This window comes from Gracilimonas sp. (assembly GCF_031581265.1).
Lineage (GTDB): Bacteria > Bacteroidota > Rhodothermia > Balneolales > Balneolaceae > Gracilimonas.
The window spans coordinates 37,194-54,134 of the sequence record NZ_JAVLBQ010000020.1 but is presented as its reverse complement, the minus strand read 5'-3'; the positions used below and the strand labels follow the sequence as shown (position 1 = coordinate 54,134).

General features: G+C 43.2%; 12 protein-coding genes. 9 read left to right on the top strand and 3 right to left on the bottom strand.

Going from position 1 to position 16,941, the window contains the following annotated elements:
- Positions 1 to 214: 214 nt before the first annotated feature.
- The 3 genes from RI561_RS08600 to RI561_RS08590 form a co-directional block, all read right to left on the bottom strand.
- Entirely contained in the window at positions 215 to 694 is a 480-nt protein-coding gene (locus RI561_RS08600) for a DUF411 domain-containing protein (protein WP_395079825.1), read from the bottom strand.
- Positions 695 to 1,221: 527 nt separating this feature from the next.
- A complete protein-coding gene (locus RI561_RS08595) occupies positions 1,222 to 3,486 on the bottom strand; it encodes a heavy metal translocating P-type ATPase (protein WP_395079824.1) in 2,265 nt (754 codons plus the stop codon).
- Positions 3,487 to 3,705: 219 nt separating this feature from the next.
- A complete protein-coding gene (locus RI561_RS08590) occupies positions 3,706 to 3,924 on the bottom strand; it encodes a heavy-metal-associated domain-containing protein (protein ID WP_395079823.1) in 219 nt (72 codons plus the stop codon).
- 553 nt (positions 3,925 to 4,477) lie between these two features.
- Here RI561_RS08590 and RI561_RS08585 point away from each other — a divergent pair.
- The 9 genes from RI561_RS08585 (at position 4,478) to RI561_RS08545 (ending at position 16,847) form a co-directional block, all read left to right on the top strand.
- A complete protein-coding gene (locus tag RI561_RS08585; protein WP_395079822.1) occupies positions 4,478 to 6,550 on the top strand; it encodes a prolyl oligopeptidase family serine peptidase in 2,073 nt (690 codons plus the stop codon).
- Between the two features lie 104 nt (positions 6,551 to 6,654).
- Positions 6,655 to 7,695, top strand: a complete 1,041-nt coding sequence (locus RI561_RS08580; RefSeq protein WP_395079821.1) for an MBL fold metallo-hydrolase — start codon at positions 6,655 to 6,657, stop codon at positions 7,693 to 7,695.
- Positions 7,696 to 7,846: 151 nt separating this feature from the next.
- On the top strand, positions 7,847 to 9,685 hold the full coding sequence (gene dnaX, locus RI561_RS08575; protein ID WP_395079820.1) for a DNA polymerase III subunit gamma/tau: 1,839 nt from the start codon (positions 7,847 to 7,849) through the stop codon (positions 9,683 to 9,685).
- A gap of 111 nt (positions 9,686 to 9,796) precedes the next feature.
- On the top strand, positions 9,797 to 10,144 hold the full coding sequence (locus RI561_RS08570; protein ID WP_395079819.1) for a YbaB/EbfC family nucleoid-associated protein: 348 nt from the start codon (positions 9,797 to 9,799) through the stop codon (positions 10,142 to 10,144).
- A 79-nt stretch (positions 10,145 to 10,223) separates the two neighbouring features.
- A complete protein-coding gene (recR, locus tag RI561_RS08565; protein ID WP_395079818.1) occupies positions 10,224 to 10,826 on the top strand; it encodes a recombination mediator RecR in 603 nt (200 codons plus the stop codon).
- 169 nt (positions 10,827 to 10,995) lie between these two features.
- Positions 10,996 to 11,172, top strand: coding sequence for a GxxExxY protein (locus tag RI561_RS08560; protein ID WP_395079817.1), 177 nt, complete (start codon positions 10,996 to 10,998; stop codon positions 11,170 to 11,172).
- Between the two features lie 193 nt (positions 11,173 to 11,365).
- A complete protein-coding gene (locus tag RI561_RS08555; RefSeq protein WP_395079816.1) occupies positions 11,366 to 13,249 on the top strand; it encodes a M1 family metallopeptidase in 1,884 nt (627 codons plus the stop codon).
- 129 nt (positions 13,250 to 13,378) lie between these two features.
- Entirely contained in the window at positions 13,379 to 14,530 is a 1,152-nt protein-coding gene (locus RI561_RS08550) for an NADP-dependent malic enzyme (protein ID WP_395079815.1), read from the top strand.
- 94 nt (positions 14,531 to 14,624) lie between these two features.
- Positions 14,625 to 16,847, top strand: coding sequence for a DUF5916 domain-containing protein (locus RI561_RS08545; RefSeq protein ID WP_395079814.1), 2,223 nt, complete (start codon positions 14,625 to 14,627; stop codon positions 16,845 to 16,847).
- Positions 16,848 to 16,941 lie beyond the last annotated feature (94 nt).

The window sequence follows — 16,941 nt, the reverse complement described above, 5'->3', positions numbered from 1 at the left end:
TTTTCCTTGGCACCAACACCCCTCAAAATCAGTCAGGAACAACTGACTGATTTATCTCCCCTCCAGGGGAGACTTCAGTTTCTTAAAGATCTCCCTATTTAGGGTTCAAACTTTCAATAAAGACTTTATTATTTTGAACTTAGATCATTTACATAAAAAAAGCCCAGCCAAAAATGACTGAGCTTCAGTTTCTTAAATTTGCCTATGCTATCTCTTAGTAGGAAGAATACACGCTGGTCGTTCCGTCTTTTTTAACCAGCAGCACATCGTAACTGTCGGGAGTGCGGCCCGGTGTTTCCATTCCCGGTGAACCGATAGGCATGCCCGGCACGGCGAGTCCGATGGCATCTTCCGGTTTTTCTTCGAGGAGTCGTTCTACATCAGCGCGGGGGACGTGACCTTCAATAACATAACCATCTACCAACGCAGTGTGACAGGAAGCCAATTCACGAGTGATACCGTTGTCATTTTTGACCTGCATAAGTACGGGAACTGGAATTTCTTCCACGGTAAATTCACCTTCCTCCATGTGGCTGCCCCAGCGGGTACAACACTGACAGCCTTCGTTTTTATACATTTTCACTTCCGTTCCGCTTGCCAATAAATTGCTTGAAGAATTACCCGGCCAAAACAGATATGCTGCAACTCCTGCCGTTATCAATAATCCTACAATTAAAATCTTGTTGTTACTCATAATATTATTTGAAAAAAATTTTGGGTGATTGCATTAAAGATAACCTTCTTCGTGCAAATTTGTTTTATGGATATTTTGTAGTTCGTTATTTGTTATTGGTTGATGGTGTAATCGTTAATTGAATACAAAACGTTCTCGTCTGACCACTGAACAGGACAAAAAAGCCAACTTCAAATTCGAAGGGGTCTGACGAATGATTAGGCTTGGAGGTATTAAAAGCAAACGAGTAGATTTGCCTATATTAGCTTTAACCTCGTTCGGAACGCCTTCGCGGACCACCCGGTCCACAGGTAGTAAGTGAGGGATACTGCTTCGTGGCACACTTATTTTGGACCCGGTGGTCCAGGCTTCCACTCCCAACCGGGTGGTTTGGAGCGAGATAAAATAGCCTGCCATGTTATAATTTGAGACCCTTCGCGATAAACATCCAGAACCTTTCAAATTGCCGGGCGCTCTGGGAAACAACCCCTTAGCAAAAATAAGTGGCAAAACCGAATAACGATTAACCATTACCCCATTAACCAACCCTAATCCAACTCAGCTTTCCCCAATCTTCTCGAGTTAAAGACCACGTTAATGGAACTAAACGCCATCGCGGCCTCGGCCAGCAGTGGGTGCAACAATCCGATAATTGCCAATGGAATCATGATCAGGTTGTAGAAGAAAGCCCAGAATAAGTTTTGTTTTATCTTGGTGAAAGTGGCCTTGCTTAGCTTAATAGCGCGCAATACGCCCGGCAGGTCTCCCTTCACCAATACAATATCGCCGGACTCTATCGCTACGTCCGTCCCCGTTCCAATCGCGATTCCCACATCGGCCAGGGTCAGCGCCGGGGCATCGTTAATTCCATCGCCTACCATAGCCACCACTTTCCCGGCCTCCTGTAGTTTTTTGATTTCGTCTGATTTTTGATCCGGAAGCACTTCGGCGATGACCTCATCAATGCCTACTTTTTCAGCAATAGCACGACCTGTTTTTTCATTGTCTCCGGTAAGCATGATCGTTTTCAAGCCCAGCTTCTTGAATTCAGAAATGGCTTCTGCACTATCTTCTTTTACTTCGTCTGCAATCCCGATCAGCCCGATTAATTTTCCGGCCCGACTCACAAAGACGGCCGTTTTTGCTTGTTCTTCCAATTCCTGTTTTTGGGTCTTTTCACCTTCGGTGATTTCCACTCCAAGTTTCTCCATTAAACTGCCTGATCCTACTCCGGCCTCTTCATCCCCAAATTTGGCTTTCACCCCTTTTCCGCTAAAACTTTCGAATCCGGAGGTTTCCTGTAGGTCAATGTCATTATCCGAAGCCCGATTAACTATAGAACGTGCTAAGGGATGTTCGGAATTGTTTTCTATCGATGCTGCCACTTGCAATAACTCTGATTCAGAAATCTCCCCGAAGGTAATCACATCCGTCACTTCCGGTTTTCCTTTGGTGATGGTGCCTGTTTTATCCAGCACTATAGTGTCCACATCTTTCATACGCTGAATGGCTTCCCCTTTTCGAATGAGGATACCGTTTTCAGCTCCGAGACCTGAACCGACCATCAGCGCCGTAGGGGTAGCCAAGCCCAGGGCACACGGACAGGCAATTACCAGCACTGCGATCATTGCGTAGAAAGCGAGAGATACGGAACTCATTTCAGGATTCACCCATGGAATAAAGCTGGAAGCCCATTCCACCAGTCCACCAAAGAATTGTGGAAATAGTAACCATGAAACGAGTGTCAGCACCGCAAGGAGCAATACAATCGGTACAAATACTTTGGTCACCCGGTCGGCGAAATCCTGAATGGGAATTTTAGAACCCTGCGCTTCCTCCACCATTTTGATGACTTGATTGAGGAACGTCTCATTGCCTACTTTGGTCGCCTTCACTTTTAACACCCCGTTGGTATTCAGTGTAGCCCCGATCACTTCATCGCCTTCAGATTTTTCTACCGGCATGGATTCGCCCGTAGCTATCGATTCATCTACGCTACTTTCACCTTCAATAACCTCCCCATCAGTGGGAATTTTTTCTCCCGGACGCACCAACATAATGTCTCCGATCTTCAATTCACTGACCGGAATTTTAATTTCTTCTTCATCCCGTAAGACCGAAGCTTCTTTAGCACCCAGGGTCAACAATTTTCGAATAGCTTGCGAGGCACTGCCCTTGGCTTTGGTTTCGATATATCGCCCGGTAAGATGGAAGGCCATAATCATACCCCCGATCATTGCAAAGCTGTGGAATTCGGGTCCGTAGCCAAGGTGATGCAACAACACCACAAATCCTGTTGAAAGCGAAGCCAGCGCACCCATGGCAATCAATACATCCATATTCGGGCTAAGATTTTTTGTTGATTTCCAGGCGCTCTTTATCGTTTCCCGACCCGGCACAAAAATGGCAAAACCGGAGAGCAGAATCATCCCCAACTCCATCCCAATGTTACCCAAGAACATATAATCGGCAATCCACATGGGCAGCATCCAGAGCAACATGGCTATCGTTGGCACCCACGACCAGATCATATTTTGGCGAGCGGTATCCAGCTTTTTCTGCTCGCGCTCTTCTACCTGATCGGCCTTGGTTTTAGAGTCGGATTCTTCTTCCACCAACGTATATCCTGCTTTGGAGATAACTTCCGAAAAATCAGCGGTAGTCAGGTCTCCCTCATATTCCACCAACGCCGTTTCGGTGGCCAAATTTACTTTTGCAGACTGTACGCCTTCCAGGTTTTCCAGCTGTTTGTCAACCGCATTGGCGCATCCGGCACAATGCATGCCATCAATTTGAAGTGTTGCTTTTTTCATGGTTTAGGGTGTTTGTTGTGTGAAATGAAGACTTGTCACTCTGAGCGCTTAAAAACTCTTATCAAAGAAGTATAGTGAACGCGAAGAGTCTCAATGCTTGAATAACGTCTTAGATAATAGTGGGTTTGAGATCCTTCGCGTTCAGCAACTAGTCTTATATAATTTTTTAATCGCTCAGGATGACAATTCTATATATAAGTTCATGTTTAATAACATATTTCAGGACTGAATCCCTGTCATCTGATAACCCGCTTCTTCTACGGCTTTTTTGAAGTCTGACTCCTTGACTTCGTTATCATCATAATCTACTTCTGCGATCCCTTTTTCGAGATTAGCAATGGCCGTTTTCACTCCCGGTAATGCGGAAAGAGTATTTTCTATGGTATTCACGCATCCGCTGCATCCCATTCCGTCTATATTTAATACTATATTTTTCATCAGGCTTTTTAGTTTGATTATTATTTCGTTCTAATTATACAACTTTCATATCCTCTTTAAATGCCAAATACTGACCAATGTTTATACAATATTGATTAACCCCGAAAACCAGAGTTCGAATTAAGTAGACCATAAATGAACCTTCATCGCGACTATAAATGGCTGGCTTTTTTAAGGGTTATGAGGTAGTATTTAAATCTACCACAACATCGTCATTGCGAAGGTTTCCGCGACCGAATGGGAGCAAAACCTGTGGCAATCTGTTTGATTGTGGAAATGCACTTGCTACCGCCTCTTTGTTAAAGCTCCCAAGTAGTATTAAAGAGATTGCCGCGTCGTAATGCAACCAGGTCTGCATTGTGAACGGTCGGCTCCTCGCAATGACTGGTTTTTAGGGGTTGGGAGGTGGTATTAAAAAAATCTCACCATAATAACGTTAATGACAATTTATTAATCGAACTCAGGTCTGAAACTAACTTTTGCAATTTTTCTCCTTCAAAGTTTTTATTCTCTCTATCGATTTACTTTCAAGACTAAATTCATCCCACTTAATATGAAGAAGCTACTATCCATCCTTCTGATTTTTGCATTTATTAGCATTGATGCAAAAGCCCAGGAATATCCTGATGCTTTATCCCTTAAAGAAATTTTTCACGAACCCTTTATTCCTGGTATTCGTGCTTCCTTTTCCCACTTTTCCCCCGATGGAAAAACCATTTACTACAGATGGAGTGATTCTACTTCCTCTGAAATGGACTTGTATCAAGTTGGCCTAAGTGGCAAGAATCATAAAACAGCTCCGGATGATATCATCGGCAACTATGAACTTTCTCCTGACGGAGATCACCTTCTATATAATGAAGGGGGCGATTTGGTCCTGGCTGATGCCAATTTTGAAAATAAAAGGGTAATCGTAGCCTCAAAGGGGTATGACTATAACCCGGTTTGGAACAAAGAGGGTACCAAGTTTGCCTTTGTACAAAACGGAGATATTTGGATTTCCGGGATTGAAGAAGCTTACATCAAACAAATTACTATTCGCAGAGGCGATCAACCCGGATACAGCATTGTGGGTTGGGCCAATGATAAACTGGTACTCAGTCAATGGGACAGTTCCGATTATGAAACGTATTATTTCCCGGAATATGCCGGCCGCTTGGTAGATCCCGGTGAATCACGAAGAGGAATCCCTTCCCGAATAATTTCAGTTGCTCCCATTGATTCCGGAGAAGTTAAGGTGGTAATGGAACACAAAGGCTACGTGAATGCTGATGTGAGTGCGTCAGGAAATTATCTTGCTTTGGATGCCACCGATCCTCCACAAAAAAATCGAACCATGACGGTTTATGATCTTCAGGATATGTCATCTACAGTAGTATTTGAAGATTCTACTGATGGATGGCTTTATGGCACCAATATGGCTTTTGCTCCTGAAACTGATAAACTGATGTTACAAAGTGAGCGTGACGGATGGAACCATATTTATACGGTAGATCCGGACGGCTCTAATTTCACCCAACATACTTTTGGAAAATTTGACATCCCCTGGGCCTCTTGGATTGACGGTCGCTACATCGCCATGGCTACCAGCGAGATGGATCCCGGTGAAATTCAGCTCTACAAATTAGATATCATCAGAAACAATCGTACTAAACTGACTTCTGAAGTTGGTCATCGCCGAGACTTCAGAATGGGGCCCAATCGACGTTATATAGTCTATAGTAAGACCTACTTTAACGAACCTTTCGACCTTTATGTGGTTGACACGGTGATCCCTCAACGTGAAATTAAATTGACCAATACTGTTCCCGAATCCTTTTATGACTATGACTGGCAAAAGGAAGATTATGTGCGATTTACAGGTCGTGATGGCGAGACCGAACTTTCCATGTCGGTATTAAGACCTGAGAGAAGAAATCCTAATGGAAATCCGGTGGTAGTTTTTGTTCACGGAGCCGGTTCTCTGCAAAATGTGTACAAAGGCTGGTCCAATAATTATTGGCGGGAATATATGTTCCATCAGTTCCTGAATGAGCAAGGGTATTATGTGATCGAAGTTGATTACCGTCACAGTACCGGCTATGGCCGGAAGTTCCGGGAAGATGTCACCAACTGGATGGGGAAGTATGAGACCCAAGACATCGAAGACGGACTCGCTTTCCTCGCCGATAATTACGACATGGCAGATACCTCCCGCGTAGGTATTTATGGCGGAAGTTACGGTGGTTTCATGGCCCTTTATGCCGTCGGTGTTTCTCCTGAACATTTTGATGCAGCAGCAGGATTGCGATCAGTTACTAACTGGGAAAATTACTATTACGCCAATCCCGGTTATACACTTCCAAGACTTGGAACACCCGAAGCTGATTCTGCTAACTATGCCCGAAGTTCGCCCGTAACTTATGCTGATTCTTTGGAGCAACCCGTAATTCTCCTTCATGGATTGATTGACAGTAATGTCGGTTTTCAGGATGCAGTTCACTACATCGAACGACTGGTGCAATCAGGTAATGAGGAATTTGAGATGATGATGTATCCCACCGAACGCCACAGTTTCCGCGATGAAGACGCCTGGTATGATGAGTATCGTAGGATTTACGAATTCTTTGAAAAGCATTTGAAGTGACCGGAGGAGATAAGTGGATAATGAAATAAGTATCACACCTTATTCCCCTATCCACTTATCTCCCCTATTCCCTATCTTCCATCATGAACTTATTCAAAAAAATCATGCTCTGGCTGATCGTCCTGCTGACCCTCACTGCAATTTGTATCACCTTTTTAGGCTGGATGGTCTCGGAACCCGGCTATGATGGCCCTGCCACTGGACATTTCAATGGATCGACTTTTGAAAACCCTGGGGAAGTTCCGGACAAGGATTTCTTTGATGTGATGAAATGGTACGTTCAGCGAGATCAAGGAGAATGGACGGCCGTGCCTGAAGAAGAAGTCACTTTTGCCTCCAAACCTGCTGATGCTGTCACCGATGGCATGGTTATCACCTATGTAAATCACTCCACTTTTCTGATTCAAACCGCCGGCGTCAACATCTTAACCGAGCCGGTATGGAGTGAAAGAGTCAGCCCGGTTTCCTTTGCAGGTCCCAAACGTTTTCGGCCCGCCGGAGTTAAGTTGGAAGACTTGCCTCCCATCGACCTGATTCTCATCAGTCATAACCACTACGACCATCTTGATATTAAAACGCTGAAAAAACTGAATGAGACTTTTGAGCCAAGGGTCATTGTCCCACTCGGGGTAGATCAATATTTAAACAAGGAAGGCATCACAAAAACCGAAGCCCTCACCTGGTGGGATGAAAACCCTATAGACAGCGATATCACTATTCATGCTGTGCAAGCTCAGCATTTTTCCGCGCGGGGTTTGTTCGATAGAAATAAAACGTTTTGGTCAGGTTATGTAATCGATACGCCTTCGGGAAGCATCTATTTTGCAGGAGATACCGGGTATGGTGATTTCTTCAAGGAGATAGGAGAACGATACGACATCACGGTAGGACTAATCCCAATCGGAGCATACAAACCACGCTGGTTTATGAAGCCGATGCATGTCAATCCGGAAGAGGCCATTCAGGTTCATAAAGATGTTGGGGCAGACATCAGTTTTGGAATGCATTTCGGCACTTTTCCTCTCGCCGATGACGGTATGAAAGATCCTGAAAATGGTTTTTTCGAAGCCATGCAAAAATCGGGAAATATTGGGGTGAATTTTAAGTTGCTGACGGAAGGTGACTCGTTTGAGTTGAGAGATTAATTTCTAAATGTTGAATGCTGAATGTTAAATGGAAATCAAAACCCCATCTATATTAAACGTTTACAATTTATCATTACCAAATACCCCCAATTCGCCTCAAATTTTTGCTCTCCTTTTTGTACATTGTTTTGATTGAAAAACCAGTTTATCAATGTCAGAAACCTACCGCGCACTTACACGAAAATACCGGCCTACTTCTTTTGAAGATATTGTCTCTCAAGAGCATGTGAGCAGTACTATCAAAAATGCCATAAAGCAAGGCCGCCTTTCTCATGCCTACATGTTTTGTGGGCCTCGGGGTGTTGGTAAAACAACTATGGCTCGCGTGCTTGCACGAACTATCAACGAGATTGACGCAAGTATTGATGGAGAGTCGCTGAATCAGACTTTGAACATCGTGGAGATGGATGCCGCTTCCAATAATAAGGTAGATGATGTGCATCACCTGCGGGAAAGTGTGCGAATTCCACCCCAAAACGGTCGCTACAAAATTTTCATTGTAGATGAGGTTCACATGCTCAGTAAAGCGGCCTTCAATGCGCTGCTGAAAACACTGGAAGAACCACCCGAGCACGCCATTTTTATATTTGCTACAACGGAGCCTCACAAAGTTCTTCCGACCATTCTCTCCCGGGTGCAACGCTTCGATTTCAAGCGAATTGCAGTGGATGAGATCGTACAGCGACTTCGTAAGATCTCTTTCGATGAGGATATTTCCATTGATGAAGAATCGCTTCACGTAATTGCCAAAAAAGCTGATGGGGCATTGCGAGACGCACTTGGATTAATGGATCAGGCCATAGCTTTCTGTGGAGACACCATCACCCATAATGAGTTACTGAAAGCACTGAATGTAGTAGGAACCGACCGCCTGTTTGAGTTCATGAAGTGCGTAAAAGAAAATGATGCCGATAGCGGACTTGAGCTTATCAATACGCTTCTTCAGGAAGGTTATGATATTCAGGAATTTTTGATTGGGCTGACGGAGCATCTCCGGAATCTGTATATCGCACAAGAAAGTTCGAAACTATATTTAGTAGAGGAATCCGAAGAAACTAAGAAGCGCTATAAGCAAACGGCCCAAGATTTCACGCGGGATGATCTCATGCGTATGCTCCATATCATCAGTGAAGCGCAGATAAAGCTGAAGGATGCAAGTCAGCCCCGAATTCAATTTGAGATCACCCTGCTGAAGCTCATCCATATGGAACGAACGGAACGGCTTTTGGAGTTGCTTGCCGGCCTTGAGGAATTAAAAAAAAACTCCGATAACTTCGTAAACGGTTCACACCAAAATAATACTGAAGCAGAAGCGGAAACATCTTCTGACTCTTCAAATCATCAAAAAGAAGATCACTCTAAGGAATCTAATCCTGTAGAAGCTCCGGGGAATGCTGACGAAGAAATTTCAGAAGAAACCGAACCGGAAGAAGAGTTTGAATCGGAAGAAGCCAATTACGATGATACCGACTTTGAAGAGGAAGATGATGATTTTGATATTGGCGCTCCGGCACTCGTGACTAACCTCTCCAAAAAAGCACAGCATTCAACTGAAAAGAAGCAAAAAAAAGGTGATCCAAAGTCCCAAGTCTCCACAGATAACGGAACTGAAGAAAAAGCTCCGGAGAAGGTTACAACTGAATTTGTAGCTAAAAAATGGCCGGAATATGTTGACACGTTAAAAGGTGATTTCCCTATGCTTTTGCATTCCCAGATGGAACGCGTTAAAGTGAAAAAGGTTAAAGGCGGAGAAATTCATTTGGATTGTGATAATGCTTTTGCTCAAAAAATGTTGAGCGAGCAAAAAATGGAACTTCAGAAAAAGTTGAAGGAATGTGTCGGTACCTTACTGCGTTTTAATATTTCCGTAGGTGAGCAATCCGAAGAGGATAAACCCATGAGCGTGTACGAGCGCTTCAAACAAATTCAACAGAAAGACCCCATCATCAGTGATATTGTGGACATCTTTGGGGCCGAATTGGAATATTAAAAATTGCCACTAAATCTCTAAAGCACGAAAAAAATTATATGAAATCACTAAAATTTGTGCTTTCGTGTTTTTGTGGCAGAAAGAAAAATCATCTAATAAAAATTCAGAATTATGAGTGACTTTAACATGGCCGATATGTTCGGCAAAATTCAGGAAATGCAATCTAAAATGCAGGAAGCCCAGGAAGGGCTCAACGACGTTATTGTTGAAGCCGAGGCCGGCGGCGGAATGGTAAAAGTGAAGGCCAATGGCAATAAGCAAATCGTTTCCATCGAAATGGATACGGATGTGGTTGACCCTGAGGACAAAGAAATGCTGGAAGACCTTATCGTAGCCGGAGTAAATAAAGCGCTTGAAAAAGCAGAAACGGCTTCCAAAGAAAAAATGCAGGAAATGTATAAGGGCATGATTCCCGGCGGTGGCATCCCCGGAATGGATATGTCAAAATTAGGACTATAATAATTTTAAATGCTTCAGTTTTAAATGTTAAATGAGTTCTCACATTTAACATTTACGCATTTAACACTTAACATTATAAATGCAGATAACCTCAGAATATTTAGAGCGGGCTATTGAGCAGCTTGCTAAACTTCCCGGTACGGGGCGGAAATCGGCTCAGCGAATTGCTATTCATCTGTTAAAACAAAATGATGATTATGCCCATAAATTAGCTCAGGCTATTGTTGATCTAAAGGAAAAAGTTACTCGTTGTTCCGTTTGTGGAAACGTTAGCGATTCCGATCCTTGCAAAATTTGTGATAACCCAAAGCGGGATCCCTCGGCTATTTGTGTGGTGGAAGAATTTAATGATGTGTATATCATTGAAAAGTCGAATGAGTTTCGGGGTCGTTATCATGTGCTTGGCGGGGTGATTTCTCCCATGGATAATATTGGACCTGATAAACTTCGCATTCAGGAATTACTCAAGCGCGTAGGCGAAGATGACCAAATCAATGAAATTATCCTGGCACTAAATCCTGATGCAGAAGGGGAAGCAACTTCATATTATATCAACAAGCTGTTGAAGAACTATGAAGTTGAAGTAACTCGCATTGCCTACGGAATCCCAATGGGCACCGAACTTGAATTTATCGATGAAGCAACCCTAAGCCGAGCCTTCGCCAGCCGAAATAGTTTTTGATTTATGATTGATTATTTTCGATTGATGATTATTTCATACTCATTCCGATCGCTCTGCTTCGAAATGAATTTAGGCTATGATTTAACAACATCCTCTAGTGGTTAATAAAACATGTTTGAAACCGCAGAGGACGCAGAGATTTCGCAAGGAATGCTTAGATATATTTGCCATGACAGAGAATGAGATATCAAAAATAGTTTTGGATTTAGCTATTCAGGTTCACCGAGCTTTGGGACCGGGATTACTTGAGTCAGCTTATCAGAAATGCTTGGCTTATGAGTTGGAACAACAAGGACTTCATGTTGAAACAGAGCGAGGACTTCCGTTAGTTTATAAAGAAGTTTAAATGGAAGTTGTATATAGAGTAGATATATTTGTCAATCACAAAGTTATTATTGAAATTATCTGAATCTAAATTGGGATTACTTATTAATTTCAACACAAAATTACTTAAAAACGGTTTTCGCCGAGTTGTAAACAACCTTTAACTCCGTGTACATTGCGCAATCTTCGCGCTCTCTGCGGTAAAAAAATACAGTATGAAACAGTTACTTAGTTTATTCCTTACACTAATTTTAATTTCAACAAGTCTTCACGCACAAAATCGGGATTATTGGCAGCAGCATGTCGATTATACGATGGAAATTGATGTGGACGCTGAAAACCATCAATACTCCGGAAATCAGACCTTGGTTTATACCAACAACTCCCCGGATGTCCTCAATCGTGTTTACTACCATCTATACTTCAACGCATTTCAGCCTAATAGCATGATGGACATTCGCTCTCGTACCATCGAAGATCCTGATGGCCGGGTTCGGGACCGAATCCTCCATTTGGAAGATGACGAGATTGGATATCAACGAGTGAATTCCCTCACCCAGGACGGACAACCTGTTGAATATCAAACCGACGGAACGGTATTGGTGGTAGAGCTCAACGATCCCATTCAACCCGGGGAATCCACTACTTTTGAAATGGAATGGGATGCTCAAGTTCCACTTCAAGTGCGCCGCTCAGGAAGAGATAACACTGAAGGCGTAGAATTTTCTATGAGTCAGTGGTACCCAAAGTTGGCTGAATATGATCACCAGGGATGGCATCCTAACGAGTACGTTGGACGCGAATTTCATGCTCCATTTGGTAACTTCGATGTGAAAATTACAATCGACAAAGATTATGTATTAGGCGGAACCGGTATCCTTCAAAATCCAAATGAAATTGGATATGGTTATGAAGAGGAAGGAGCCGAAGTAAACCGTCCTTCAGGAGACAAAATGACCTGGCACTTTCAGGCTAAAAATGTCATCGATTTCTTTTGGGGAGCCGATCCTGATTTCAAACATGTAACCGCGCAGGTTCCTGATGGACCCAAATTGCACTTTCTCTATCAGCAGCCGGCCGTAGTAGAAGGGGCTTCTGAAGATCAAAATGCCCAATACACCCAGAATTGGGAAGAGCTTGTAGATTACACCATTCGTGCCTTTGAATATGCGAACGAAAATTTTGGAGAATACCCGTATCCTCAATATACAAACTTACAAGGTGGCGACGGTGGCATGGAATATCCCATGGGAACGCTTATCACCGGTGGACGAAGTCTTGGAAGCCTGGTTGGAGTAATGGTTCATGAGATGTATCACAGCTGGTATCAAAATGTGATTGCTACGAACGAAAGTTTATATGAATGGATGGATGAAGGATTTACCAGCTTTGCTTCAGCCGAAACAATGAATCATTTGTTTGACCGAGGGGCCGATTTCCCTTACGCCGGTTCCTACCGAAGCTACCGGTTTATTGTAGAAAGCGGGGATGAAGAGCCAATGGTAACACATGCCGATCATTATAACACCAACCGTGCGTATAGTGTAGCAGCTTATTCTAAAGGGGCGGTATTTTTGGGACAAATCAGTTATATCATAGGCCGGGAAGACTTCCGAAATGGAATGAAGCGCTATCACGATGAGTGGAAACTGAAACATCCTACTGATCTTGATTTTGTAGAGATCATGGAAAAAGAATCAGGTATGATCCTGGATTGGTACTACGAATATTTCGTTCAAACCACCAAAACCATTGACTATGGTATAAAATCAGTAGTAGGCGATGCTAATAAAACGGTGGTTAATATGGAACGCATTGGCCTTATGCCTATGCCCCTGGATGTAGTTGTGGAGTACACCGATGGAAGCAGCGAGTTATTCTATATCCCACTGCGAATGATGCGCGGTGAAAAACCTTCAGAAAGCGGAATAAGCCGAACCGTATTGGAAGACTGGCCTTGGGTTCAGCCTGAATACAAAATTACTATCGACCGGGCTTCAAGTGATATCAAGACTATCACTATAGATCCAAGTCAACGTTTGGCGGATGTCAACCTCGAAAATAATTCTTTTGATGTCGCTTCAATGTTGAACGAATAATTTCTTATTTTTGAGACATCAAATGAGGCGTTGCAAATTGCAACGCCTTTTTTATTGGATAAAATTTCTATTTAAATCGAAAGAGACAGACTTCGACTATATTAGCAGTCGAATCAACCTAAACTCACTATGTCGAAAAAAGATTACGCTACATTAGCTACAGAAGCTCATAAAAAATACAAAGGCAAAATCTCCATAGAGCCTAAAATGCCCTTGGAAACGAAAGACGATCTCAGCATTGCCTACACCCCGGGCGTGGCTCAACCTTGCGAAGAAATTGCCGTTGACAAAGAAAAAGCCTACACCTACACCACTAAAGGCAATATGGTAGCGGTAGTAAGTGATGGCTCAGCGGTTTTGGGGTTAGGAAATATTGGCCCTGAAGCCTCCCTGCCGGTTATGGAAGGAAAATCAGTGTTATTTAAGAAGTTTGGCGGAGTTGATGCCTTCCCAATTGTTTTAGACACGCAGGATACGGATGAGATTGTTCAAACCGTGAAAAATATCGCACCGGGATTTGGCGGCATTAACCTGGAAGACATTTCTGCTCCCCGTTGTTTTGAAATAGAACGACGACTAAAAGAAGAACTCGATATCCCCGTTTTTCATGACGATCAGCACGGAACCGCCATTGTAACACTTGCGGGAATCTACAATGCGCTGAAGCTCACCAATAAGAAAATGGAAGACCTGCGAGTAATCATAAATGGTGCAGGAGCAGCAGGAGTAGCTATTGTGAAATTGTTGTTTGCTGCCGGGGTGAAGGACGTCATAATGTGCGACAGCCGAGGTATCATCTATAAAGGACGTAACAGCCTGAATGATACCAAAAAAGAAATGGCGGAAATTACCAATAAACAAATGCGCAAAGGCAGTCTCGAAGATGCCGTCAGGGGAATGGATGTTTTTATCGGGGTCTCAGTTCCCAATGTTTTATCAAAAGACATGGTAAAGACGATGAACAGGAACCCCATGATTTTTGCGATGTCCAACCCCATCCCTGAAATTATGCCGGAAGATGCCTTTGAAGCCGGTGCTTCAGTAGTAGCAACCGGTCGGTCCGACTTTCCCAATCAAATCAACAATGTATTGGCTTTTCCGGGTATTTTTCGCGGAGCACTGGATGCTCGTCTGACTAAGCTCAGCACCAAAATGTTTATAACCGCTGCTAAAGCTATTGCAGATTGTGTAGAGGATCTTTCAGCGGATAAAATTATTCCCAGCCCATTCGATGAACGAGTGCCACAACAGGTAGCGCAGGCTATTAAGAAAAATACATAGTTCTTTATTTATCTCTTTTTACAATCCTTAGGATTTCAGAATTAGTAATTTCAAAAATTGGTGTCTAAGACAAGTTCAACATGCTAACTTATTGATGAAAAGCCTTTTACTTACTTTCCTGTTTTTATTTCTTTCATGTATTTGCTCTATAGCTGCAGCACAAAATACAGACCATGTAACACCTCCCTCTGCTTTTGAAGTTACCGCCGTTTTTACCGAAACAGCTCCTTTCATAGATGGGGAATTAGATGATGAGATATGGAAAGGTATCTCCCCGATAACTACTTTTACGCAAGTTTGGCCTGATGACGGATCTCCTGCTACCGAAGACACCGAAGTACGTATCGCCTACGACCGGGATAACCTCTATTTCGCCTTTCGATTTTATGACGATAACCCGGAATTGATCCGTGCCAAAAACCTTGAGCGTGGTGGACGTAATAACAGAGATGATCACGCCTACATCGGCATCGACACATTTAAAGAAGGCAGAAATGCTTATCTATTTGAGATGAACGCCTTAGGGACCCAAGATGATGCATTGATTACGGATGAAAAGATCACATACGATAGTTTTTCATGGAATGCTGTTTTTGTAAGTGAAACCAAGATTGATGATGAGGGCTGGACGCTCGAAGTATCTATTCCCTTCAGGCAATTACGTTTCCCGGAAGGAGAAGAATTAGAATTCGGCCTTATGCTTTCCCGTATGATCAACCGCAAAAATGAGCGGGTTCTTTGGCCGGCTATCGGGATGGAATATGGTGGAAGTTTTGGAGTATTGGCAGCGGCTTCTCAATACGGTACCGTAACAGGGATCAAGAATATTCGCCGCGGGAACAATATTGAGATCAAGCCTTACCTGATATCCGGTGCACAGGAGATTCGCCCTGACCTTCAAAATGAAAATACCGATATAGATTATACCTACGATATCGGTGGGGACTTTAAATGGGGCATCACTTCCAACCTCACTCTCGACATGACGGTGAATACCGATTTTGCCCAAGTTGAATCAGATAACGTTCAGCTAAATCTGTCTCGCTTCAGTTTATTCTTTCCTGAGAAACGGGAGTTTTTCCTTGAGCGAGCCGGACTTTTTGAACACGGAAATAACCGATCTACCCAAACTTTTTTCTCCAGAAGAATTGGGTTGACCGATCAAATTCTTACCGGGGCCCGAATGACGGGACAAGTGGGGCGATTTTCTATAGGAGCCTTAAATATCGAAACCGGCGATAAGATGAAGCAGGCCTTTGGAAGTCAATCCACAAACAATACGGTTGCTCGCATACGAACCAATATTTTTCCACGTGCCACTGTTGGCTCTATTATCACAAATGTAGAAGAAGTAAATGGTTATAACCGTGCCCTTGGTTTTGACACTAAGTACCGATTCTGGAGCTCCAGTGAGTTCAATGCCTGGTTCACAAAAGTTTGGGATGATGATGAAACATTTGATGATGCCGCAGGACATGCAAGCCTACAGTTTGAAAACGAGTTGTACTCAGCCGGAAGTTCATTTACCAGTGTTGGTAAAAACTATGCGCCGGATCTTGGATTTGTCAGGAGACAAAATATGCGACACTATACGGGAAATCTTGCCTATAAACCTACTGTAGATATTAATGCTTTATCAGGGCTCAGAAGATTTCAATTCAGCACTTCCTATGATTATTTTGAAGGACAAGACGGTGTTAAGCAAACAACACAGTGGTCGGGTTCCGTAAGGGCTGAATTCAGTCGGCGTCAAAGTGTAACCATGTCTGCTGATCGTGACTTTGAACGACTTTTCTCTCCATTTTCAATTCGTTCAGATGCTATAATTCCGGCCGGGGATTATACCTTTAATCGATTTGGGATAGATATCAGAACGGATGAAAGTCAACGGCTTTTTGGGACGGTTTCAACTGATATGGGTGAATTTTTTAATGGTAACAGGATCGATTTCAATGGAAGCATTGGATTCAGGCAATCTAAACACTTGCACATAGAAGGTAGAATCAATCATTCATTAATTGATCTCCCGATTGCTAATGGTGAATTTGATGCAACTACCGTCTCAACCTCTATTCTTGGAGCTGTTAGCCGCAAACTATTTGCCAAAGCACTCATTCAATACGATAATTTTTCCAGAAACTTACAAGCCAACATCCGCATCAACTGGATCCATACTCCCGGCAGCGACCTCTTCTTAGTCTTCAACACCTCCTATCACCTCACCGGCGATAACGAAACCCTTTTCGACCCCCGCAAAGATTTAATCATGAACAGTCAGGCTGCGGTCGCCAAAATCACCTATTTGATAATGCTATAAAACAACGTACCTCGGCTCGCTGAGCCGAAGATGGCTGGGTAAGTTAAAGAATCGTTAGACTACTCCGAGGTTGATATTAAACCTTTCGCCTTAA

What these genes read in the sequence shown, in the direction of transcription:
- RI561_RS08580 (WP_395079821.1), top strand. Translation starts at nt 6,655, where the DNA reads ATGCTCTGGCTGATCGTCCTGCTGACCCTCACTGCAATTTGTATCACC.
- RI561_RS08600 (WP_395079825.1), bottom strand. Translation starts at nt 694, where the DNA reads ATGAGTAACAACAAGATTTTAATTGTAGGATTATTGATAACGGCAGGA.
- RI561_RS08590 (WP_395079823.1), bottom strand. Translation starts at nt 3,924, where the DNA reads ATGAAAAATATAGTATTAAATATAGACGGAATGGGATGCAGCGGATGC.
- RI561_RS08595 (WP_395079824.1), bottom strand. Translation starts at nt 3,486, where the DNA reads ATGAAAAAAGCAACACTTCAAATTGATGGCATGCATTGTGCCGGATGC.
- RI561_RS08555 (WP_395079816.1), top strand. Translation starts at nt 11,366, where the DNA reads ATGAAACAGTTACTTAGTTTATTCCTTACACTAATTTTAATTTCAACA.
- RI561_RS08585 (WP_395079822.1), top strand. Translation starts at nt 4,478, where the DNA reads ATGAAGAAGCTACTATCCATCCTTCTGATTTTTGCATTTATTAGCATT.
- RI561_RS08570 (WP_395079819.1), top strand. Translation starts at nt 9,797, where the DNA reads ATGAGTGACTTTAACATGGCCGATATGTTCGGCAAAATTCAGGAAATG.
- dnaX (WP_395079820.1), top strand. Translation starts at nt 7,847, where the DNA reads ATGTCAGAAACCTACCGCGCACTTACACGAAAATACCGGCCTACTTCT.
- recR (WP_395079818.1), top strand. Translation starts at nt 10,224, where the DNA reads ATGCAGATAACCTCAGAATATTTAGAGCGGGCTATTGAGCAGCTTGCT.
- RI561_RS08550 (WP_395079815.1), top strand. Translation starts at nt 13,379, where the DNA reads ATGTCGAAAAAAGATTACGCTACATTAGCTACAGAAGCTCATAAAAAA.
- RI561_RS08545 (WP_395079814.1), top strand. Translation starts at nt 14,625, where the DNA reads ATGAAAAGCCTTTTACTTACTTTCCTGTTTTTATTTCTTTCATGTATT.
- RI561_RS08560 (WP_395079817.1), top strand. Translation starts at nt 10,996, where the DNA reads ATGACAGAGAATGAGATATCAAAAATAGTTTTGGATTTAGCTATTCAG.